Consider the following 20,927-nt stretch of genomic DNA (forward strand, 5'->3'; position numbering starts at 1 on the left):
TTATTTGCCTATGAAATATCTTATCTACAGAAAAATCCGATACTATGGGATGAATAAATCTGTGAGACCCAGAATACTTCTGACAAACGATGACGGAGTTACTTCCGAAGGGCTATGGGCGGCATATGAGGCGCTTTCGGAGTTTGCGGACGTGACTGTTGTAGCGCCGTCATCGCAGCAGAGTGCAGTGGGGAGGTCTATATCCATATTCGAGCCGATAAGGGCAACAAAAATTGCAATCAACGGGAACGAGGCATATTCTGTCGGGGGAAAACCGACTGATTCCGTAATAATTGGTCTTTACGCGCTTAAAATAAATCCTGACCTTGTCGTATCCGGGATAAACATCGGCGAAAACCTCTCCTTTGAATCGGTGATGACCTCGGGGACAATCGGTGCGGCGCTTGAAGCAGCCAATCATGGTTTTCCTTCCGTAGCTTTTTCACTTCAGGTTGAAGACCAGGGCGATAAGTTTGACGATCCCAAATTTTCAGGGCTTGATTTTGAAGACGCCAGAAAAGTTACGTCTGAAGTATGCAGAAAACTGCTTGAATCCGGTTTTCCAAAAAAATGCGATGTAATAAACGTAAATATTCCCAAGAAATCGTCAGGTGTTTACGAGGTTACGCATCTTGCCGACAGGCTGTTTGAAACGGGTGTCGAAAAAAGGCTTGACCCTAGGGGAAGACCTTACTTCTGGATAAACGGGCCGATATTTGACAAGGCTGATGCGGGAACGGACGTCTGTTCTATCTCTAAGGGCAACATTTCCGTAACACCTATAACCCTGGATTCAACTGCATATTCAGGAATGGATGAAGTTAAAAATATATTTAATATCTAATTTTTTAACGAAAATCGAAAAAACCAAAGCGACTGTAGTTTTTTCAGGCTTCTGATTTTGATAATCTGCCGACTGAGTCTGTCATTGCTTTTTTTGCACGTTCGTCAGTTTCGCGGTCAAGAGCGCTTTTAAGGGATTCGTATGCCGGATTTCCACCTGTAACTCCGAGGGAGACGGCAGTGATTCTTCTTACGTACTCGTTTTCATCAGAAAGAAGCGGGATTAAAGGTGCGGAAAGTTTTTCTTCCCCAAAAAATCCCAGGCTTTTTGCCGCCATGTACCTTACATGGTCTTTGTTGTCATTCAGTTTTTTTACCAGAGGTATTACAGCCCTTTCGTCTTTTATAAGGCCGAGCGCCTCTGCCGCCCTGTACCTGATTTTCCATTCGGGGTTGTCCAGAAGGCTTAACAGCTGCGGTACGGCTTTCGGTCCTGATTCCACAAGATTTTTTGTAGCCTCTTCACGTGTCTTTTTATCAGTGCTGTATAGAGATGATATATTCCGGCTGATTTTGTCTTCAGGCATCATAGTATATTTTTTCGTAATACTAAATAAGATTTGATATCCTGAAATCACGCAGGAAGAAAGCTGTCGATATATGACAGAATTGTTTCAACTTTTTCCTTTGAGAAAGGCCCATCTTCGTATCCTGATTCAAGTGTTATTGAGTCATTAAACGTTGATACCGTAACCAGAAATCCCGGTGGCCATGAAACAACGGGAATAAAAAAAGCATCAGTAATTGAAAGTTTTTTTTTATCTGGTCCCAGAACAGGGTAATAGTTCTCGGCCTTTATTATTCCTATATTTGAAAAAACAGGATTTTTAAAATTATTTTTTTCATATGATGCCATCATCCGGTCAAAAAAATTTTCAATGAATTCCGGGCCCTTTGAATATATGTCTTCATAAAATGCGATGCATCCAAGCCCCATGTTGCCGGATTTTTTTCTCTTAGTCACACTTGTAATCTGTTCCAGTATGTCTGAAAGTGTGGAATTCTTTCTGGCAGTAACTGACAGCTGGTATGCAATGGAAAGGTTCTGTGGGTTTTTCCCGTTCTCCCTTCCGTAATACTTTCTTACGTCGGCGGCAGTCAGTATTGATTTTTCAGATTCCCCGGCTGAATCGCATGAATTTATCTTTAGCAGTGCAAGGAAAAAAGCCCCGGCAATCATATCATTTACAGTTGCACCGTATTTTTTCCCGAATTTTTTTATTGCAGAAAGTCTTTTCCGGGAAAGTGTCAGAATTGAAATTCGTGGTATTCCGTGTCCGGTGTGCTCAAAGGGAAATGCCCACCTGTCAGTAAAAGGCTCCTCCGAATCAAGCTCGTGTTCTATAACTTCTTCCGGAAATTTTTCAAGTATTCTGCCGGTCTCGCGGTAGTACCAGCCCTTTGGACTTGTCTGGTAATTTGGGTCTTCAATAAGCTTTGTGTAGATATGAAATATCTCTTCGGATGCACGCATCAGTCCTGAAGCGTCACTAAACCCGTGGTGGCATGAGATGACAACTGAATCGTGCGAATCTTCTCTCAGGATACATGTCTTTATCTGCGGGCCTTTGTATACGTCTACCCTTTCGGGAGGGTTTTCCAATATGCACTTTTTTGAACCGGTGGTGTATTTTACGGAGAATAGGTCGCTGTACTTTATCTCAGGCATTTTTTCCCAGAAAAATGAGCCCTCTTTTTTGACAAAGCGTGACGATGCGTACGGGTTGTTTTTTGTATACATCATGACTGCGCATTTAAACGTATTTTCATCGAGTCTCCCGTTAAAGTCCAGAAAAATATGCATGGTCGGCTCGTAGATTCTGTCAAAGTAAACATTGAAGACGTCAAAAGCAGGGGCAACTGCTTTTTCAGTGTCAGGGTTAGTCATATCCTGGTTCTCTCTCCTTAAATTTGTTTAAACATCCTTTTCTGATAGGATTATTCTTTTGTGCGTTTTTTTCCTGTAGTCCCGCAGCCTTTGTAAAGGATACATATGATATTTTTTAACTTAGAACTTGTTATGATCTGCATTTTTTTAATAAAATCCGTTTATTTTGGTAAAAAATTTAGGGGTTATCTCAGGAGAAATCCTGAGAATATAAAGTAAAAGAAGAGAATGTGCAGAAAAACAAAAAAATATACAAGCCAGAATTTTTTCTTTTTTGTCTTGTGATGAGTCACCTTCATTGCTGCAAGTGCACCAAACGGTCCTGCAAGTGCGAATATAAGAAGAGTTTTTTCCGGAGTCCTCCTGATATTTTTCAGGGCCCTTTTTTTGTCGTCTGAAAATTTATAGAATGACGCTATGTTTATGAAAGCATATACTGCTATAAGTACTAAAAAAATCTCTATATAAATCATCCCTGAAATGCCGCAGAATCACATTTTGTCTGGTATCCTATAAATACAGACCTGTTATATGTTAAGGTAAATTAAATAAGAGTGAAAATAAAAGTCTTATTGAATAGATCTATGAATTTGGGCTACAGATTACATATTGGCAAATATTATTTGCTTTAAAAATTTTATATAGTTGTATATCTGTTTGAGGTCTGTCAGAGAAATGTTTTTTAATATCCTTTCCCAATATGAGGTCAGGTTATTTTAAAGAATGGATATATTTATAAAGAGTGGTATTTTTGCAGCCGCATGATGATTATAACAGCAATTATGGCAGGAGTGAAAAACCTGCTTCACAGGTCCGGGTAGGGGGCCGGCTGTACAGCCTGATGCTTGACCCTGAAAATATGACCCTCAACCCTGTATCTGATCGTGGAGTTTCCCCTTATGTTTATCCTTACAGTGTAATATCAGGACTACACCCGTTATCGGATGACTATCATGAACCATGCATTGAGGTTACCATAAGCTACGGTGAAACCGATAATGTCTCCATGGTAATGACCTTTGACTACGAGGACGAGAGAAACTCGGTTCTGATGCAGATTAAAAGCTATATGGATTCTGCCGGCAGTGCACATGACAAAGGCTACGAAAAATATCCGGACGGCAGCGTGGGTGCAGGAGACAAATACGCTGAATCCGGCTATGACCCGGAAGTATATTCGCCAAAGAGAGGATATTCAGAAGACAAATACGCTGAATCCAGCTATGGTCCGGATGAATATTCGCCAAAGAGAGGATATTCAGAAGACAAATACGCTGAATCCGGCTATGGTCCGGATGAATATTCGCCAAAGAGAGGATATTCAGAAGACAAATACGCTGAATCCGGCTATGGTCCGGATGGGTATTCGCCAAATAGAGGGCATTACAGGGACGAATACACTGATGCAGATTCTGATTTTGGGAAATCGGGTGAGAGTGAATATGAAAGCTACAGCAGTTACGGGGACTATGACTCAAATTCACGTAAATATGATCCGCGAGATTCAGGATACCGCCAGTCGTCCGGAGACTACAGGTATTCGGTCGGAGACCTTTCGCTTATAGAAAAAATTTCAGGGTTTATCAGGTCTCCTTCTGAGACATTCGAAACGCTCGGGTCCGAAGATGATCTGAAATCCGGGATTTTGTACGGCTTTTTGATGCTGGCTTTGTTCTCAGTCATCGGTGTTTTGCTGACTGCTCTTCTGGCTTCTGCATTTGCTCCTGAAAGCACGGTTTATGGCGGTCTTCTGTCGAGCACTCCTGAACTTGTCCGGATGATCCTTGAATATCTTATATTCGGAGCATTGTGCATATTCTTCTATGGCCTTCTGGTGTTCCTGTTTACAAAGATTACAGGGCAGGACCTTTTGTTTTCCGAGTCATTTGCGACGACTCTTTATTCAACGACGGCAATAGGGACAATTGGGCTTATTCCCCTGTTTGGTCTCTTTATAGGGCCCTTGTGGATGGTATTTCTCCAGATAAAAGGTCTTTGCTGCGCTTATGATGCAGAGACTGTTCCTGCGGCCGTATCCGCAATAGCTCCGGCTGTTATAATGTTTATTGTCTTTTATTATTTTGTTTTAAGCGGAGAGGTGGCATTTATATGAAGAAAGACAAATCATTTTCAATAAAACTGATTGCTCTGCTGATCTTATGTTCAGCGTTTTTTATATTGCCTGTTAGTGCTAATGACTTCAAGCCTGATTTCGACTGGGACATTTATAAAATAAATACTGATGACTGGGCCGGATATTCTGACTACAATGCATACAGCGGAACAATCTATAAAGTAAACTTCTATGACAAGACAAAAGGCGGCAGGGTCAGTTCATGGAAGTGGGAGTTCGGAAGTGATGACTGGACAGGGTCAACCAAACAGGACCCGGTAAAAATTTTTACTGAGAAAGAGGTTAAGGACCAGGACTACACAATAGAGGTGACCCTGACCGTCGTAAGCACAGACGGAGATTACGAACAGACAACGAATACAGTATTTTTCGATTCCAATGACCCGTGGAATTTAAAGGAGATACATGTTCTGACTCCAAAGCCCACCGCAACACCGACAACAATTGCGACGACAGTCCCCACTACCGAGCCGACACCGGAGCCGACGCCAACGCCCGTCCCTACGCCAAAAGCCTCGCACACTTTCAGTCTTGGCGGAATATCCAAAGAGATGACAAAACTCCAGGACAGTTTCGGTGACTATATTGTCGTGATAAAGGGATTTTTTAATTCACTTGGAATATCAGTCTGATTAAATAAAGACTAAAAAACATTTTCTTTTTTTGATATCTTTTGCATCCGGTTTTTAATGAATGTATAAAACAGTCAATTTAATGATATTAGGTTATTTTATGTTTTGCAGACTGTGCATTTTCTAATCGACAGCGCCATAAAAACAGAGAGCACCGAGATCGAAAGAAACGCCGGCAGGTAGCCGTAATATTGTGCAAGCAGACCTGCAAAAAGCGGAAGAAAAGTCATGCCTGCGTACCCGGAAGCGTTGAAAAGCCCCATGACGGCGCCCTGCCTGTAGCCTGTCTCTGCAAGAAAATTCATCTGTGAAACCATGATAAAGCCTGCTGCAGCTCCAATCAGGGCAAAAACAGTTATTGTTGCAATTGTGTCTGCATACGGCACCGCATAACTTAAAAACACCGCTGCTGCCGTAACAACGGCAAAACTACTGATTGTAGGGACGGGCTTTAAGTTCATGCGTGGTGCTGCAAGCGATGCGCCGATTGTTGCAATATTCATAGCACCTATCTGTATGCTTAAAATAAGCGGGTCGCCATCTGAAAAATCCGGATAAAGTGATGTTACAGCCCCTGTTGCTCCTGTAAGTATTATTATCGACAGGTATAGCAGAAAGTATTTTTTTGCAATAGCTGCCGGACTTCCGGTTTTCTCCCTGTTTTCAGAGTTAAAGTCAGCAATAAAACCTATCAGTGCAGGAACAAGAGACAGTGCCGTGAATACGATAATTCCGCCTGAAGGCCCGAAATAAGGGTTTAAAATCCCTGATGACAAAAGCCCCAGGACAAGACCCAGGTTGAGTGATGCAAAATAGTATCCTGCAAGTTTTGTGTGCTGTTCCTGCTCGTTAATCCATGACATAGCACACGAGACGAAAAGCCCTGCTGCTATTCCCTCAATTAACCTTGCAGATATTATGTACACAGGGCTTTTGAGTTCAAGAAGCATCAGCCCGGATATAATGGTCAGTATAAGTCCGGCCCTGATAAGAAGAACCCTGTTTATTCTGTCGGAAAGCATTCCGGCAGGAAGGACAGTTATGAATGCGCCGAAAAAGTATGCAGAGTAGATGGCACCCTGAATAAGAGGCATCTCGTCTGCAAATGAAGGCAGTACCGGGACGATTGCATTTGAAAGCGCCATAATTATGAATGTCCCGCAAAATGCTGTCAGCCGGTTTTTCATTATCTGCCTGTTTTAACTGTTTTTTAAAAAAATTATACCATGCGGTATGTTTCAAGATTTCTTGGCGAATGGGTCTCGATCCTGAAGCGTTTGTATATTGAGCTTGCAAGATCGATTGTGTTCTTTTCCTCGCCGTGTATTGTAAATATCTTTTCAGGTCTCGGGTTTAAGTGGTTGACGTAAGCCATGAGCTGCCTTCTGTCCGAATGACCGGAAAATCCGTCGACCGTCTCTATTTCAAGGTTCAAAACGATTGTTTCGCGTCTTCCCATAGGAACTTCTTTCCACCCTTTCTGGATCCTTCTGCCTATTGTTCCTTCTGCCTGGTATCCTACAAATATGAGCGTGTTCTGTTCGTATGGTGCAAGTGCGTAGAGGTATTCCATAACAGGACCGCCGTTAAGCATTCCGCTCGTTGTGATGATAATGCACGGATCTCCCCCTATTACGTCCTGCCTTATTGTCGGGGAATCAACCTGGACAAAGCAGTCTGCAAGGAACGGGTTCATACCTTCCTGGAAGATCAGTTTTCTTAAGTCAGGGTTCAGGTATTCGGGGTATGTCGTGTGAATTGCGGTCGCCTCTTTGATCATTCCGTCAAGATAAACCTTTACTTTCGGGATTTTTTCAAGGCGCATTCCCTCTTCAAGTGCAAGCATTACCTCCTGCGACCTCCCTACGGCGAATGCAGGAATTATCACTTTTCCCCCGCGCCTGAGAGTTTCGTTGACTATGTCGTAGAGTTTTGACTCGGCGTCATTTCTCGAAGGCTGGAGATCCTCGGCACCACCGTATGTGCTTTCCATAAACACTGCTTCAAGCCTTGGGAACTGTGACGTTGCAGGGCCGAAAAGTCTTGTCTTTCCGTAGTTGAAGTCTCCTGTGAAGGCGATGTTGTAAAGGCCGTCTCCTACATGGAAATGCGCAATTGCGGAACCGAGTATATGCCCGGCGTTGTGGTACGTAAGCTTTATGTCAGGAGCGATGTCGGTGACGCTGCCGTAATTTAAGGTAATCGATCTTTTCAGGTACTCCTGGACTTCCTTTGAAGAGTAAGGCACCTGGTTCACATCGTTTGAGATTACATCAAGATAGTCGAGCTGAAGCATTACAGCAAGGTCTCTTGTCGCAGGTGTACTGTATACAGGCCCTTCGTAGCCGTACTTGTATAGCATAGGAACAAGTGCACAGTGGTCAAGGTGTGCATGAGTAAGCACAACGGCGTCAAGGGATTTGAGAGGGCTTATTTCGGGAACGTAAAGGTATGGGAACCCGTCGGAGCTTCCCGGTTTTTCACCGCAGTCGATAAGTATCTTGCTTTCAGGTGTTGAAAGAAGAAATGCCGCTCTTCCTACTTCCCTGCAGCACCCGAGCGTTGTTACACGGACCCATTTGTCCTTGCTTGTAATGTCCCGGTGTATTCTTCTTCCTATTGTGCGTAAAAATGCTTTCCTTTCATCTTTTACAGCACGCAAAAACTGCCTTGTCTGTTTGACGGTTGAACTCTCTATCGGAGGAGTCCTTACGACTTTTGGAGTCCAGCCTATTTCTTTTGTGATATCCCTGAGAGTCGTTCCGTTTTTGCCTATTACAACACCAGGCTTTTCAGCTTCTATTAAGACCTCACCGGTATCGGGATCAAAGAAAATATCTGTTATTCCCGCCCCGTCAGGCACAACAGCATTTATTTTTGTTGTAGCTATTTCGGGGTCTTCAAGAACGTTGGGTCTTACGACTATTCTTTTCCTAAGATCTCTTGCAAGAATTTTTATAAGGTCTGCTTCGTCTGCAAATTTCTTAGGGTCATCCGTATAGATTACAAGTTCCGGGCCTTCGAATTCGACTTCGGATACATTTATACCGGCCGGAACTTTTGCGTTAATCTTCTCTTTTAGCTCTTTAAGCCTGTCTTCTATTAACATAAAAAAACGTCCCAAAAAAAAGAAATGGGTATTATTGACTAATTTGTAATTCCTTTCTTACTGAACTCTTCGTATTTGTCTTTTGTTATAACGACAATGCTGATGTCCTCACCGGATGCGGAGTCCCTCCTCATGGCGGATGTTACAGCTCTTGCTGCGAGTTCTGTTGTCTCTTTTTCATTCATTCCCTTTTCATAGCGGTCTTCTAAGACACCATATGCGAAAGGAGAGCCTGAACCTGTTGCAACTATATCTTCTTCAGGCGAGGCGCCTCCCATTGCGTCAACAGAATAGATTGAAGGGCCGTTTTTGTCTACACCGCCCACAAGAAGCTGAACGTAGTAGGGCATCATCCTGTGCTGGTTTAACACATTGCTTAAAAGCGATGCGGCTGCACCGACTGTCATTGGTCTTCCCCTTCTGATGTCGTAGAGGCTGCATTCAACCTGCATAAGCCTGACCAGCTGCTGGGCGTCACCTACACCTCCGGCTGTTGTCATACCAATCTTTTCTGCTATCTGGTAGACTTTTTTTGCTTTTTTACTTGCAATCATATTGCCCATCGTGGCTCTTCTTTCGGTGGCAAGTACAACACCGTCATCGAAGATGAGCCCGACTGTTGTTGTTCCTTTTAATATCTCGGAGCTCTGCTGCATAAATAGTACACTCCCATTTTTGTCAAATGATGAGTTTGAAAGAGTATAAAAACGCTTCAGATATACAGATGCTATAATCTGACTTAAATGTTTTTGTATAACCCGTAACAAACCCGGCTTTGCCCGAAAAGGTCGAAGCTTACAATTTATAAGTTTTTTTCTAAAATTAAAAAATATAATCTGATTATTTTTCAGTTTATAAGAATTTTTATCAGTTTGCGATCAAAGAGCATTGATGTTATCTTTTTGTCGCCGTTTACTACAGGAAGCTGGTCGACCCTTGAGCGTTTCATCTTAAGGGCACATTCGCTGACTTCGGCGTTCTGGGGGACCGCGACGACGTCCTTTACCATGGCCTCCTTTACCAGTTTGTCGGGAAGCTGAACTTTGGAAATGCCGAATGATATCGTATGCATGTCCCTGATGCTCTCCCATGTCCATTCATCGTCGTCGGTTCCGTTTGAAAGGTCGCTTACTTCAACGCTGTCCTCTATCATCGCGTTTTTGATGAGATCACGTTCCGAGATTATGCCTGTAAGCATTGAGTCACGGTTGAGAATAGGTATTGCGTCAAACCCTGATATTTCCATAATTCTTCCCACCAGGGGCAGTGGTGTCTCCTCCCAGAGCGCAAATGTAGGGCGTGTAAAACCTTCCTTAATCTCGGTTTTGAATTTCATCTGTGCAATTGCGCCTATAAGGTCTGCAATGCTGAGAATACCTATAAGTCTCCCGTTTTCGACTACAGGAAGCCTCCTGAACTTCTTTTCGTCCATAATCCTTGCGGCTTCGTTAATAGTGGAATTGGGAGAAATCGTGACTGGGCTGGAGGTCATTAAAAGACTCAGCTGTGTTTCGTCTGATTTTCTTAAGAGGTCTTTTCTTGTAATTATTCCTACAAGCTCCCCGTTCTGGGTTACGGGAACTCCGCTGATGCCTGTTCTCTTCAGGATTCTTAAGACATCGTCCCTGTTTCCGGGCGTTTCCACGGAAACCACGTCTTCTATCATGTAGTCCCGTACAAGTCTTTCCTCTATACTCTCACCACCATTGTCGATACTTTGCTGTTGCGTATTACATATTCAGAAACACTGCCCAGGAACATGCGGTCAACATTACTTTTTCCGGTTGACCCGACAACTATGAGATCGGCATTTATTTCATCGGCAAGTTTGAGGATTTCATCCCCCGCGTGCCCCTTTCTGATATATGTTTTTATCTCGACATTGCTCTTTTTGGCAACGTCTTCCCCCTGACTGAATGCTTCCTTTCCGATAGTCTCAAACTTTGTATACAAAAGTTCCATTGTGCTGTCGGTTGGAATATCCCTGAAAAGCCCTGTTTCAATCACATATACTGCGTTGACAGCGGATTTCCGAATTTTAGACTCGTCGATGGCTGCTTCAATTGCCTTTTCACTGGCCTTTGAGCCGTCCACTGCTACGAGGATGGTCTTAAACATAAATTCCCTACCTCAAAATTGTGATTTATAAATTATTTTTTTATCTGCTTAAAATAGGTTCTCTCAATCATCCCTAAATTCACTCTGTTTACAATTGTTTTTATTGGAGAGAGGCTGAAGCGCAGATTCGAGTCTGCCGGCATAACGCTGAAAAAAGCCGCTATTTTATTTTCTCCGATAAAAAATGGTTTTCCAAAGATTTCAGAGCCCTGGACAGCCATCCTCAGGGTGTCGTTTGGGTTTGTCCGGTATGCATACGAGAGAAAAGACATTTCCGAGAGCATGTCAGGCTGAACGAACATCACGTTGTCTGTTCCCAGAAGGACCCTGCATCCGTATTCAAGCATTCTTTTTACCGGCGGGTATTTGTCCGAGTCTGACACGCCAAGCGCGTGGTTTGACCTTGGGCATATGACTATTGGTATATTCATATCTGCACATCTTTTGATCTGTGCGTCGGTTGCATGCGTCATGTGTATAAGGAGGTCTGGTTCTGCATCTATTGCGGAGTCGACGTCCCGGCTGTCTTTTTCGCCGGCATGAAAGGCAACATATCCACCTGTTTTTCTGGTATTTTCAGCAAAAATTTTTGTCTGTGGCCCTTCTTTTGTGCTGGAGATGCCTATCCCGTCCGAAATATCCTCTCCTCCTTCTCTTCCGAGAATGATTCCGAAACTTCCTGTTTCCTTTAAAGCTTCCTTTAAAAGCCCGGCACCTGTTACTCCTCCCTCCCTGAAGTCACAGAACCCGAATGTTGCGGAACGTTTCATATATTCGATGCTTTTTACCATGGCCTCTTTCAGGACCTCAGGCGGGGTTTTCCTGAGTATCCTGTGCTTTAAGCCGTCAGGCGGTGCGACAAGTTCTGAAAGGCTTCCAAAAACCTCTGCGTCCATTGCAACGGTGTCTGCAAGGTGTGTGTGCGAATTGAAAAATCCGGGAAATATCCACCTGTCGGGGACGTTTTTCTTATCGTTTATTTCTGAAATGATTCCGTTTTCAACCACAATCTCAACGTCGCGTACTTCCAGGTCCTCTCCTGTACATGCTCTTCCTGATATTGTAAAACAATCAGACATTTTTATGCCCGCCCTCTCTGAATCTTTTATATATTTATACAGCTGATATTATATGTATGGCAGCGAAGAACAAAGGCGGGAGGCTGGTTTCATCCGCAGGTCTTGTCACATACTATGACAGTGAGGACAGGCGTTCGTTTCATATATCCCCGAAAGCAGTGCTTATTGCCGCAGCGGCAACCGGTATAATTATTGCAGTCCTGAATCATATGTTCTGATATTTTCCAATAGAAGGACTTTTCAATTTTATGAGTTTTTTTGGGTTTATTCCAATCTAACCGGAAAGGTTTTTTTGGAGTCATGTCTTTTATGAAGAGCCGGATTTGTCTTGGATTTTTGAGTTTTTATTTGCAGGTTTTGTGCTGGTTTTAAAAAATTCCGGTGTTTGTTGAATAATTCTGTTTCGGAAAAAAAGTGTAAAATTATTCCTTTTTATTCTCTTTTTTCATGGCCTTTATTGTGATGTCTTCATCAGGGCTGAAAAAGAGACTGTCATGGCCTTTCCATTCGGGGCAGTTCCTGAAAATTACTACTGGGACACCTGTGTTGCTCTCACCCATAAGAAAGTTTGAGAATGCCGCAAACTCGTCCACGACGGCTTCTTCAGTAATCTCCAGAACACGCCCGAAGAGGTCGCAGTCTCCCCTGAAGTCACGGATTGCCTTCATTCCTGCCCAGCCGATGGCAACGCCCGTCTGCCCTCTCCTAAACGACCTTCCGCAGGTGTCGGTTATTATCACGCGTGTTGCGGCGCCGGATATTTTTTTTATCTCCTCTCTTATCTCTTCAGCACAACCCATAGGGTCGGGGGGAAGCCTTATGATGTACCCTCTTTCTATATTGCTGTTGTCAACTCCGGCACGTACTCCCACGTGTCCTGACTCCATTTTGGAGAGGACAAACGGGTATTCTATTATAAGCTCTTTTGTATCGTCAAGGACTGCCTGAATGAAACGCGGGTCTTCTTTGGTTTTTTCAGCAATTCTCTTTGCCCTTTCCCCGGGAACAATTGATTCGAGAAGTCTTGTATAACCTTTTGTTTTGGAATATACCGATGACGCGACACATATAACATCACCGTCTTTTAGCTCTGCTCTTTTACAGACCTCTTCTGAAATATTATCCCCCTCGTGGAGGATGGGAAGACCTTCAACGGGAAGAACTTCTATACTCATATACTGTGAATATTGGATTTTACCGGTAAAAAGTATCCCTTTTGAGTTGCAGGCGAAAAAAATCACCGGCAGAACCGATAAGACATTTTTTTCACCAGAACCATAGCATTTAAGCCTGTAGTATTCCAAAGTGATTAACTATAGTAAAAACGGATGGATTATTATGAAGATAGCAGTAGCAAAAGAAGATGAGAACGTTGCTGAGCATTTCGGACACTGCACGGAGTACGCTTTCTTTGACGTCGAAGACGGTAAAATTGCCGGCAGAGAGGACCTTAAAAGCCCTGAACATGCACCTGGTGTTATTCCTAAATTTTTAAAGGAGAACGGGGCTGATGTTGTCCTTGCATGCGGGATAGGCCAGGGGGCTTTGGACCTTTTCAGTGAAATGGGGATAAAAGTTTATATCGGTGTCCAGGGAAGCATTGATTCAGCAATTAAAAGCTATCTTGACGGGACACTTACGAGTGGGTCTAATTTCTGCGATCACTAAACCTTAAAATTTTCATTTTTTTATTTGTGGTAAGTTTAATATTGGTGTAGTTCTATCAGATATTTTTAGTGTATCTTATACTCCGCTGTCCGGGATGCTCATCATTCACGTACGTCGACAACTTCAGCCAGCGGAGGCTCTGCCCTGTCTGCGGGGAGATAATAGTGGTTAAGTCCTCACCTGTCTATCTTGAGGTGGAGGACTACAGGCAGGCCGAGGCGATTGTCGAAGAGCTTGACAGGTATCTGAAAAAGAACAGGCGTAAAGACCTGACGCCTGAAGAAAAAAATATAATCGTTGAGGAATATGCCGAGTGGATGAGAAAAAACCTGACAGTATGAGTCTGTCAGCCCCAGGGTTTCCCACACCCCGGACAGATCATGACCACCTGCCTTCCGCAGTGTGGACAGTAAAGCCCTGACTTGTTTTCTATCAGAGGGGCCCCGCATTTTTTGCAGCGTATATCGTCCTCGTAGCCGCATTCGTGTTTTATCATAATTCTGAATATAATGTTTTTTGATATAAATTCTTTTTTGGTCGCAGCCTTACTCCGTGTCCTGGTCCCCCTCGACGATTCTTGCAACCCTTATCGCCCTGTTCGGGCATGTCTCTTCGCATGTCTTGCAGCCTGTGCATTTTTCAGGATGAAGTATTGTAAGCTTTGAGTTTTTGACCCTCATTATCACGTCACCGCTTGACGATGTGGCATTGTATGCAAGTTCAGGGTCGATTTCCTTGTTTACGGGGCATGCGACCGAACAGTTGCCGCATTTCATGCACAGTGCATCGTTTACGGTTATGTGAAACGAAGCAAGGTAAGATGTCCTGTCGATTTCGTTCTGCTCAAGAATCCTGCCTGATGTAAGCACATCGTCAGGGCAGGCCTCAACGCAAAGCCCGCACCTTATGCAGTGCCCTTTGTAAATGACAGGGCCCCATTTGCCTTCGTCGTCTTTTAAAACTTCTATTGCCCCGGGAGCCGGGCATATCATCATGCACCGCAGTTCATGTGTGCATTCTTTGTCTGTAACTACAGGAAAGTCCCTGAAGTGCGGCGGAGTTTTAAGGGGGGGCGTTTTTGCAAAGAAGAATTTTTTCAGCCATTCGGCCCGCGTGAACTCTTTAATGTAACAGATTATTGAAAACATGTCCAAATCTCACCTCTCGTTGCACGCGATGCACGGGTCGGAGCTTATGAAGGTCGACGTAACGTCAGCCGCCGAGTCCGCGTCCTTTAGCATGTAGTGTGCACATGCCTCTATGTTCATTATGGACGGGGTCTGGATGCCAATCTCTGAGATTCTTCCTTCTTCATCGGTTATGACGTGGTATGTGAGTTCTCCTCTCGGAGCTTCGCCTTTCCATGTAAACTCCCCGCCAGAAACTATCCCGCCGCCCCGGATAAGACCTTTTGGGAGTTCGTTAAGGCATTTTCTGATAATATTTATGCTCTGAAGAATCTCTTCGAAACGCAGGGCAATTCTTCCGTAGTTGTCGCAGGAGTCCATGACGACCGGCTCAAAACCAAGGGCCTGGTAGGTCGGGTGGTTCGTCCTCTGGTCAACGCCGATTCCGCTTGCACGTGCTGTAGGTCCGACCGCGTGCGAGATGACCGCGTCCTCTTTTGTAAGTTTTCCGACGTCTACACTTCGAAGGGCTATCAGGGGACCTGTCTGAAACATTTTGTAAAACCTTTTTATGTCGTCCTCAAGTTTGTCGAGGGCGGAAAAAAGAGTCTTTTTGTCCTCTTCTCTTAAGTCGAACCTGACGCCGCCGGGGATTATGTACGCACAGGTTATCCTTGCCCCGGTTATGAGTTCGAGCTGGTCGAGGGCCGTTTCACGGAGGTTTATCAGGTACATCGCAAGGGTCTCGTGCTCGATTGTGTAACAGTAGGAGTAGTTTGCAAGGATGTGTGACTGTATCCTGTCAAGCTCGTTTACGATGACCCTTAAGTATGCAGCCCTTTCAGGGACGTCGATTCTGCTTATCCTCTCGACTGTTTCAATAAAGACCATGTTGTGTATGACGGAGCAGATGCCGCAGATTCTTTCCGCAAGAAACATCACCTCCTGCCATGGTCTTCCTACCATAATTTTTTCTATGCCCTTTTTGACGTATCCGAGTTCGACCTCGGCGGAAAGTACTTTTTCGCCTGCGGTCTCACATTTGATTCTTGCAGGCTCCTTGAAGCAGGGGTGGACAGGGCCTATCGGAAGTGAGACGTCTACAGTTTTTTTCATCCCTGTCTCTCCTCGTAATCCTTAAAGACCTTCGGGGCAAGCTCAAGAATCGTGCTTATTATTTCCGTCGGCCTAGGCGGGCACCCCGGAATCGATGCGGCTATAGGTATGTGCTTTGAGACCGGCGGGTCTATGTAGCTCCCCCTCCTGTTGAACGTGCAGCCCGATACGGGGCAGTTACCTATAGTTATTGCAGCCTTCGGCTCGGGTATTTTGTTCCAGATGTCCGCAAGCTTGTCCTCCCACTGTTCGCACATCGCTCCGGTAACAAGAAGGATATCGGCCTCACGCGGGTTGTTGTGGACATATATTCCGTACTGCTCGATGTCGTATCTTGGTGAAAGGCATGCAAGTATTTCTATGTCGCACCCATTGCATGAACCGACGTTGACGTAGCAGACATGAATTGACCTCTGCCTGACTGAATTTTTTATCGACTGAATTATGCCCATTTCAATATCTCCACTAATACCTCGTTTCTTCCGCTTTTTACCGCGTCCTGTTCACTTGTTCCCGATTCCTCAAGTCTTATGACGGACTTATTTATCTCCTCCATCCTCTCTTTTTTTATCACCGGGATGTAGGTGGTGAAAAGTTTTGAACAAAGTCCTGACTTCAGGTCTTTTTCGTGGTCGGGGTTTTCTTCGCACCAGCTTTTGTAGCGTGCCGGGATGTTTTCAAGATAGGACATGTCAAGGGTTTCGATAAGGGACTTTCTTAAGTCCTGTATGTTTAAGCCGAGACCCCCGGAAATTTCCGATATGACCCTGTTGTGGACAGGGCTTATCAGAATCCTAAACTTCATCGCAAACAGGTCCTTTTCGTAGATGTAGTCAGTCATAATATCCCCGCTGCCTTCAGTATGCCGTAGACCGCAAAGAGGAATATGCATCCCCAGACAACTGCCATCTCGGCTTTTTTTAGTTTCTCTTCGTCTTTTGCGAACAGAAGACAGGCTGCCCCTAAAAGGACTGCCGCAAGCACTGCGGCCTGGACAATTACTTCAGGTCTTTGCACTCCCTGCCAGAGCACTATGATAATGTATACGAAAGCTCCTGCAATTACAGGAATATACGTTTTTTTCATCCCGTCACCACCAGAAATCCTGCATATATGAGAACTATGACTATTACTCCTATCTGAATCGTAACCGCATCATACGGCGAAAGCATTGGGGAAAGAGCACATATGAACGACATCGTCAGGAGGACTAAAAGGGAGCATATGACAAGCATCCAGAAAGGCATTGCACCTAAGAAGAGAGTTACGAAGACAGCCAGGAGGACAAACGTCTTCAGAGCGAAGCCTGTTTCAAGTCCTGCCCTCCACACCCCGAAGTGCTCGGTCTTGTTCCCGCTCACTATCTCTTTCGCTTCGATTATCCCAAACGGGCTGTAGGGGACTTTCGAAAGGACGATTATGTACATCGCAAGTGCGAGCGGAAGGGCGGTTACCAGGAGGACTCCGTGCTGCGCCTGGTAAGCTTCGATGTCAGAGATCATCAAAGACCCTGTGACAAGGTATATTACCGCAATCGATGCGATAAGGGGAATCTCGGAGGCTGCGGATATGACTGACCGTATTGCGCCGAATTTTCCGTACGGCGAACCGGACGAGAGGCCGAGACCGTGCTCGGTAATCTTGTGAAGCAGGTAGACGCCGAATATTATCAGGAGGCTTCCGCCGGTTACAAGGACGTAGAGTGCTCCCGACCAGATGGCGATGACGGCCATTATTACCGCTACGTAGAGCACATGCGATGCTGTTTTTGGGATCCAGGTCTGTTTGAACATGAATTTGAGCACATGAAGATACTCCTGCCATATCGGAGGCCCTGGTCTTGTCTGAATCCTTGCTATGACCTTCCTGTGAATACCATGAAACAGAAGACCTGCGAATATTGCAAACAGAATATAAAGAATAATCATTTCAGTAACCTATAAACGGGAAATCCCCCTCTTTGTCAGAGGCCTTCAGGAGCAGTCCTAGTGAGAGGACGAATACCGGAAAGGAGACGACGACTGCAGCCGCCGCCGTCCACCCGGCAATGACGCCTTCCAGGGAAAGTGCTGTCGAAATTACGCACAGCAAAGCCGATATTAAAAGTAATACTTTAATAATGCTTTTTTTCATCTTCATCACATCGAGACCACTATTTCAATTACTCTCAGAAACATCACAAGCGAGCTTACGTGGACCATGAGTATGTACGGAGCACCGGGAGCCCTTGTTATTTCCGCCTTTGCAACATATACAGGCGCCATCCCCTCGGCAAGGACTCCAATCACCAGAAGAAGCTTTGCCACAAGAGGGACTGCGACCACAGGTGTGAAAAGAATCCACATGCTCAGAGTCCCGGTAGACGCGAGGACTATTGCAGCGCCACCGAAAAGGGGCATTGTCCCGACCATAGCAAGTATCCCGTATTCAAAGGCGTTGTCGAGGATATGCTTGTTTTTAACCGAGGCTACTATTCCTATGTTCGCGATTCCGACCATTGCCGTAAAGAGGGTGAAGTTGAAGACGTCGCCGCTCAAAACCCCTCCCATTGTCGCAAGACCGCACGCCGTTGCCATGAAGCGCTGAAACCTCATCTGCTTTTTTGAAATGTCTTTTGTATAGTATGCATCTCCTCCGAACGCTATATCGACCTGCCTTTCGGGTTTTGAAATTATTGCGATGACCGTAAAGACAAGTGCGAACGTGAAGAGTATCGCAGTGTATGGCGTCAGGTAGTCGACAATGTCCCCGAACGGTATGCTGAAAAGCGCCTGTCCTTCGATGTTGGTGTTTACCAGTTCATACATCGTTTCCACCTCTCATTGTCCCTACAATCGTCATCTTCGCCGCGACTTTTGCAAATACTCCTGTCCCCGCAAGAATTATCGCAAAGAACCAGTACTGCGGAAGCGTCATGAAAATTATGAACGCCAGGACCCACAGTGCCCATGCATAGCCGCTGACCGTTTCAAGAATTTCCGTTCTTTCACTGTTTTTCCTGCACATGAAGTAGAACACAAGACCTAGCCCTGCAACTGCTCCCCCCGTGAACCCAGAAAGGACTATTCCGTACAGAAGCATCAGGGACGAGAGGATTTTGGGAGCCGTCTCCATTACCTCAATGTCCAGAAAGTTTTCGGGAATTTTGAAGAGACTCTCCTTTTCGATATAAAGCTCTGACATTGCAAGAATTTCAGCGATTCCGACGACAAGTCCGGGGAGTATGAGGGCTTCTGCGAGGTCTGTTCCCACAAGAGCTATTATTGAGAGTGTCACAACTTCTACGAGGTCTGTCAGAAGGAGCCTGTGGAGGTCGTCGGTCTCTTTTAACATTGCATAAAAGGCTATTATTACGCAGACGAAGGCTATGAAGAGCCCGAGCGAATAGTCACTAAAAAAAGCCGGGATCATTCGTGCCTCCTGAAAAGAAACATTGCTATTGCAAACGCCGTGAAAAGTATGCTTGTTTCAACGATTGTGTCCAGACCTCTTGTGTAATAGAGTATTTCGTCGATTATTCCACCTGGATGCGATACTATTGTTGTCCCGGCATAAAGTGTGTTCTGGGCTATAAAAAGCGAAAGAGGCGTGAGGTACGCCGTAACGTAGCCCAGGTACTCTGAATTCTGAGGGTACTGCGCTTTGACCTCGGTCTTTTCAAAGGGTTGTCCTCCCCTGTCATACGGGTTGAGGGGGTTGTTTATGTCAATTGACTTCGGGTAGAGCTGGTTGTTGTCATAGGAGACTGAAGGAAGGGCTGCAATCCCTATCAGGACTACAATTATCACGAGTATGGAGTAAACCCTGACAAGGTTGTTCTGGTTCTGCAGGATTTTAGAGACCTTTCTTATGATGCTCAATTTACCTCCCTCCTTTCAAGTACTCTTAAAAGGACGAACGTGCTTATCGCCGTTACCGCTATGAAGGTTAAAAGGGCAAGTGTCTCGTTGTACGAGAGCATTACAAGCAGAAGTCCGAACCCTGATATCTCGAGGTTTATGAACCGGTTCAGGTATGTCTTCGGGTTTGGAAAGCCTGCTGCGATGACTCCTATCACAAGAATTCCGAGACCGAGGATAAATTCCGGTGTCACCTCCGGCACCTCCATACAGCCTGGAGCATTATTATCGTAGTCATCGGGATTATCAGTGACAGCGCTATTGCGACGTCGAAGTACCCGCTTTCGATGATAAACGGGATTACGCCTGCAAAAAGCATTCCCAGGGATATGAGCTTGTCATACGGGTTTTTCTGGACCGCTGTTCCCGCTGCCCCGGCGACTGCGATAAAAGCGAATATTACAAGCAGGACGTTATTCATCGCGGAACTCCTCGTTTTTAGCGTATGTGCTTGCGATTGCGTTGGACTCAAGAGTCGAACCCACGAAGTAGGCCGCCGCTGCAACTATTCCGAGCGGGTAGGGAAGAAGGAGTGCTATAAGGCCTGTTACGGCAAAGTTGAGCACATTTAAGAATGGCAGTTTCCGGAGTGTGTTTTTCTCGAAAATTACTCTTAATGCTGCATACAGTGCCACGACTCCGCAGACCGTTTCTGCTATCAAGCCCTTATCCTCCAGAATATCCCCAGTATTCTGCTCGCGTATTTATGTGAAATCCCCTGTATGGTAAGAATAGCAAGGACCATGCCGGCGATGAAGTATTCAGGTGCAAATCCTGAATAAGTGAACGCATAGATGACGAATGTGGCTATAAATGCACCTGTCGTTCCCGCGTACCCTTTATCGTGGCATATCCGGTTTCCTATGTATACCAGAACTGTAGCAAAAAGCCCTCCCCAGATACCTGCAATGTATACTCCGCATGCCGCGAGAAGAGTGCCTGCCGATGCATCGGGAGACGATACAATGTTTCCCATCATGTATCCCCCGTTTATGTCGCCGCCGGCTTTTTTTATCTCTTCGCCGATTGCCTGTGCACCACTTACTCCCCCCTTCTCAGGCAGCCGGAATATTATGTCTGTTGCTGTAAATAGAATCCAGGTGACCGCAAAAGCCACAATTATGTGTGCTATTTCGGTAAGTGTATCCAATTTTTTAATCTCCCAGTATAAATTCTTTCATTGCGGCAAAACAATAAATGTTTTGATTAATTCCTTCTGTTATGCCATTTTTGTTCCCAAATTTCTTTGATTTATAAATGCCGACTGCCGGATTTCTTTTGTGATTATCATAACCGATTTGTATATGGGAACCT

31 protein-coding genes are annotated in these 20,927 nt (G+C 45.0%); 6 read left to right on the forward strand and 25 right to left on the reverse strand.

Features of this window, described 5'->3' with window-relative positions:
- Positions 1–61 precede the first annotated feature (61 nt).
- Positions 62–844: a 5'/3'-nucleotidase SurE gene (surE, locus tag J2128_RS01200; protein ID WP_209690175.1), complete on the forward strand. Its 783-nt coding sequence runs from the start codon at positions 62–64 to the stop codon at positions 842–844.
- A gap of 43 nt (positions 845–887) precedes the next feature.
- On the opposite strand, the gene J2128_RS01205 is transcribed toward surE, so the two are convergent.
- From J2128_RS01205 to J2128_RS01215, 3 genes are all read right to left on the reverse strand, one after another.
- Positions 888–1,373, reverse strand: coding sequence for a HEAT repeat domain-containing protein (locus J2128_RS01205; protein WP_209688955.1), 486 nt, complete (start codon positions 1,371–1,373; stop codon positions 888–890).
- Positions 1,374–1,417: 44 nt separating this feature from the next.
- The gene (locus J2128_RS01210; RefSeq protein WP_209688957.1) at positions 1,418–2,731 is read right to left on the reverse strand and encodes a condensation protein; all 1,314 of its coding nucleotides are present in this window, start codon (positions 2,729–2,731) and stop codon (positions 1,418–1,420) included.
- A 185-nt stretch (positions 2,732–2,916) separates the two neighbouring features.
- Positions 2,917–3,204 carry a DUF1294 domain-containing protein gene (locus tag J2128_RS01215; RefSeq protein ID WP_209688959.1) on the reverse strand — a complete coding sequence of 96 codons (288 nt, stop codon included), beginning with the start codon at positions 3,202–3,204 and terminating at the stop codon, positions 2,917–2,919.
- A gap of 278 nt (positions 3,205–3,482) precedes the next feature.
- Between J2128_RS01215 and J2128_RS01220 the strand changes: the two genes are divergently transcribed.
- Both J2128_RS01220 and J2128_RS01225 read left to right on the forward strand, forming a co-directional pair.
- Positions 3,483–4,844 (forward strand): Yip1 family protein, encoded by a 1,362-nt coding sequence (locus tag J2128_RS01220; protein WP_209688961.1) that lies wholly within the window; start codon positions 3,483–3,485, stop codon positions 4,842–4,844.
- Positions 4,841–5,497 (forward strand): hypothetical protein, encoded by a 657-nt coding sequence (locus J2128_RS01225; protein ID WP_209688963.1) that lies wholly within the window; start codon positions 4,841–4,843, stop codon positions 5,495–5,497. Before J2128_RS01220 ends, J2128_RS01225 begins: the two co-directional genes overlap by 4 nt.
- 98 nt (positions 5,498–5,595) lie before the next feature.
- Here J2128_RS01225 and J2128_RS01230 read toward each other — a convergent pair whose 3' ends face one another.
- The 6 genes from J2128_RS01230 to J2128_RS01255 form a co-directional block, all read right to left on the reverse strand.
- Complete coding sequence (locus J2128_RS01230) at positions 5,596–6,684, reverse strand: MFS transporter (protein ID WP_209688965.1); 1,089 nt, start codon at positions 6,682–6,684, stop codon at positions 5,596–5,598.
- Positions 6,685–6,716: 32 nt separating this feature from the next.
- Positions 6,717–8,606 (reverse strand): beta-CASP ribonuclease aCPSF1, encoded by a 1,890-nt coding sequence (locus J2128_RS01235; RefSeq protein ID WP_209688967.1) that lies wholly within the window; start codon positions 8,604–8,606, stop codon positions 6,717–6,719.
- Positions 8,607–8,644: 38 nt separating this feature from the next.
- The gene (gene psmB, locus J2128_RS01240; protein WP_209688969.1) at positions 8,645–9,262 is read right to left on the reverse strand and encodes an archaeal proteasome endopeptidase complex subunit beta; all 618 of its coding nucleotides are present in this window, start codon (positions 9,260–9,262) and stop codon (positions 8,645–8,647) included.
- A gap of 191 nt (positions 9,263–9,453) precedes the next feature.
- Positions 9,454–10,272, reverse strand: a complete 819-nt coding sequence (locus J2128_RS01245; RefSeq protein ID WP_209688972.1) for a CBS domain-containing protein — start codon at positions 10,270–10,272, stop codon at positions 9,454–9,456.
- A 23-nt stretch (positions 10,273–10,295) separates the two neighbouring features.
- The gene (locus J2128_RS01250) at positions 10,296–10,724 is read right to left on the reverse strand and encodes a universal stress protein (protein ID WP_209688974.1); all 429 of its coding nucleotides are present in this window, start codon (positions 10,722–10,724) and stop codon (positions 10,296–10,298) included.
- Positions 10,725–10,756: 32 nt separating this feature from the next.
- Positions 10,757–11,803 (reverse strand): amidohydrolase family protein, encoded by a 1,047-nt coding sequence (locus J2128_RS01255; RefSeq protein WP_209688976.1) that lies wholly within the window; start codon positions 11,801–11,803, stop codon positions 10,757–10,759.
- 56 nt (positions 11,804–11,859) lie between these two features.
- On the opposite strand from J2128_RS01255, the gene J2128_RS01260 reads away from it, so the two are divergent.
- Complete coding sequence (locus J2128_RS01260; protein WP_209688978.1) at positions 11,860–12,021, forward strand: preprotein translocase subunit Sec61beta; 162 nt, start codon at positions 11,860–11,862, stop codon at positions 12,019–12,021.
- A gap of 204 nt (positions 12,022–12,225) precedes the next feature.
- On the opposite strand, the gene J2128_RS01265 is transcribed toward J2128_RS01260, so the two are convergent.
- The gene (locus J2128_RS01265; RefSeq protein WP_209688980.1) at positions 12,226–12,978 is read right to left on the reverse strand and encodes a coenzyme F420-0:L-glutamate ligase; all 753 of its coding nucleotides are present in this window, start codon (positions 12,976–12,978) and stop codon (positions 12,226–12,228) included.
- Positions 12,979–13,141: 163 nt separating this feature from the next.
- Between J2128_RS01265 and J2128_RS01270 the strand changes: the two genes are divergently transcribed.
- Both J2128_RS01270 and J2128_RS01275 read left to right on the forward strand, forming a co-directional pair.
- Positions 13,142–13,471: a NifB/NifX family molybdenum-iron cluster-binding protein gene (locus tag J2128_RS01270; RefSeq protein WP_209688982.1), complete on the forward strand. Its 330-nt coding sequence runs from the start codon at positions 13,142–13,144 to the stop codon at positions 13,469–13,471.
- A 68-nt stretch (positions 13,472–13,539) separates the two neighbouring features.
- Complete coding sequence (locus J2128_RS01275) at positions 13,540–13,812, forward strand: DUF1922 domain-containing protein (RefSeq protein ID WP_209688984.1); 273 nt, start codon at positions 13,540–13,542, stop codon at positions 13,810–13,812.
- Between the two features lie 5 nt (positions 13,813–13,817).
- On the opposite strand, the gene J2128_RS01280 is transcribed toward J2128_RS01275, so the two are convergent.
- From J2128_RS01280 to J2128_RS01350, 15 genes are read right to left on the reverse strand one after another with little or no spacing between them, the layout of a single operon-like run.
- On the reverse strand, positions 13,818–13,967 hold the full coding sequence (locus J2128_RS01280; protein ID WP_209688986.1) for a DNA helicase PriA: 150 nt from the start codon (positions 13,965–13,967) through the stop codon (positions 13,818–13,820).
- Between the two features lie 49 nt (positions 13,968–14,016).
- Complete coding sequence (locus J2128_RS01285; RefSeq protein WP_209688988.1) at positions 14,017–14,619, reverse strand: 4Fe-4S binding protein; 603 nt, start codon at positions 14,617–14,619, stop codon at positions 14,017–14,019.
- A gap of 9 nt (positions 14,620–14,628) precedes the next feature.
- Complete coding sequence (locus J2128_RS01290) at positions 14,629–15,714, reverse strand: nickel-dependent hydrogenase large subunit (RefSeq protein ID WP_209688990.1); 1,086 nt, start codon at positions 15,712–15,714, stop codon at positions 14,629–14,631.
- The gene (locus J2128_RS01295) at positions 15,711–16,166 is read right to left on the reverse strand and encodes an NADH-quinone oxidoreductase subunit B family protein (protein WP_209688992.1); all 456 of its coding nucleotides are present in this window, start codon (positions 16,164–16,166) and stop codon (positions 15,711–15,713) included. The genes J2128_RS01290 and J2128_RS01295 overlap by 4 nt, the downstream gene beginning before the upstream one ends.
- Positions 16,157–16,555: a DUF1959 family protein gene (locus J2128_RS01300; protein ID WP_209688993.1), complete on the reverse strand. Its 399-nt coding sequence runs from the start codon at positions 16,553–16,555 to the stop codon at positions 16,157–16,159. The genes J2128_RS01295 and J2128_RS01300 overlap by 10 nt, the downstream gene beginning before the upstream one ends.
- A complete protein-coding gene (locus J2128_RS01305; RefSeq protein ID WP_209688995.1) occupies positions 16,552–16,800 on the reverse strand; it encodes a hypothetical protein in 249 nt (82 codons plus the stop codon). Before J2128_RS01305 ends, J2128_RS01300 begins: the two co-directional genes overlap by 4 nt.
- Positions 16,797–17,639, reverse strand: a complete 843-nt coding sequence (locus J2128_RS01310; RefSeq protein WP_394357552.1) for a respiratory chain complex I subunit 1 family protein — start codon at positions 17,637–17,639, stop codon at positions 16,797–16,799. The genes J2128_RS01305 and J2128_RS01310 overlap by 4 nt, the downstream gene beginning before the upstream one ends.
- 4 nt (positions 17,640–17,643) lie before the next feature.
- Positions 17,644–17,847, reverse strand: coding sequence for a hypothetical protein (locus J2128_RS01315; protein ID WP_209688999.1), 204 nt, complete (start codon positions 17,845–17,847; stop codon positions 17,644–17,646).
- Positions 17,848–17,852: 5 nt separating this feature from the next.
- A complete protein-coding gene (locus tag J2128_RS01320; protein WP_209689001.1) occupies positions 17,853–18,521 on the reverse strand; it encodes a hypothetical protein in 669 nt (222 codons plus the stop codon).
- Positions 18,514–19,125 carry an EhaG family protein gene (locus J2128_RS01325; RefSeq protein WP_209689003.1) on the reverse strand — a complete coding sequence of 204 codons (612 nt, stop codon included), beginning with the start codon at positions 19,123–19,125 and terminating at the stop codon, positions 18,514–18,516. Before J2128_RS01325 ends, J2128_RS01320 begins: the two co-directional genes overlap by 8 nt.
- Positions 19,122–19,574, reverse strand: a complete 453-nt coding sequence (locus J2128_RS01330; protein WP_209689004.1) for an EhaF family protein — start codon at positions 19,572–19,574, stop codon at positions 19,122–19,124. Before J2128_RS01330 ends, J2128_RS01325 begins: the two co-directional genes overlap by 4 nt.
- Complete coding sequence (locus J2128_RS01335; protein WP_209689006.1) at positions 19,571–19,807, reverse strand: DUF2107 family protein; 237 nt, start codon at positions 19,805–19,807, stop codon at positions 19,571–19,573. The genes J2128_RS01330 and J2128_RS01335 overlap by 4 nt, the downstream gene beginning before the upstream one ends.
- Positions 19,804–20,034 (reverse strand): DUF2108 domain-containing protein, encoded by a 231-nt coding sequence (locus J2128_RS01340; protein WP_209689008.1) that lies wholly within the window; start codon positions 20,032–20,034, stop codon positions 19,804–19,806. The genes J2128_RS01335 and J2128_RS01340 overlap by 4 nt, the downstream gene beginning before the upstream one ends.
- Positions 20,027–20,275: a DUF2109 domain-containing protein gene (locus J2128_RS01345; RefSeq protein ID WP_209689010.1), complete on the reverse strand. Its 249-nt coding sequence runs from the start codon at positions 20,273–20,275 to the stop codon at positions 20,027–20,029. The genes J2128_RS01340 and J2128_RS01345 overlap by 8 nt, the downstream gene beginning before the upstream one ends.
- Positions 20,272–20,763, reverse strand: coding sequence for a hypothetical protein (locus J2128_RS01350; RefSeq protein WP_209689012.1), 492 nt, complete (start codon positions 20,761–20,763; stop codon positions 20,272–20,274). The genes J2128_RS01345 and J2128_RS01350 overlap by 4 nt, the downstream gene beginning before the upstream one ends.
- Between the last annotated feature and the right edge of the window lie 164 nt (positions 20,764–20,927).

The organism is Methanomicrobium sp. W14, assembly GCF_017875315.1.
GTDB lineage: Archaea > Halobacteriota > Methanomicrobia > Methanomicrobiales > Methanomicrobiaceae > Methanomicrobium.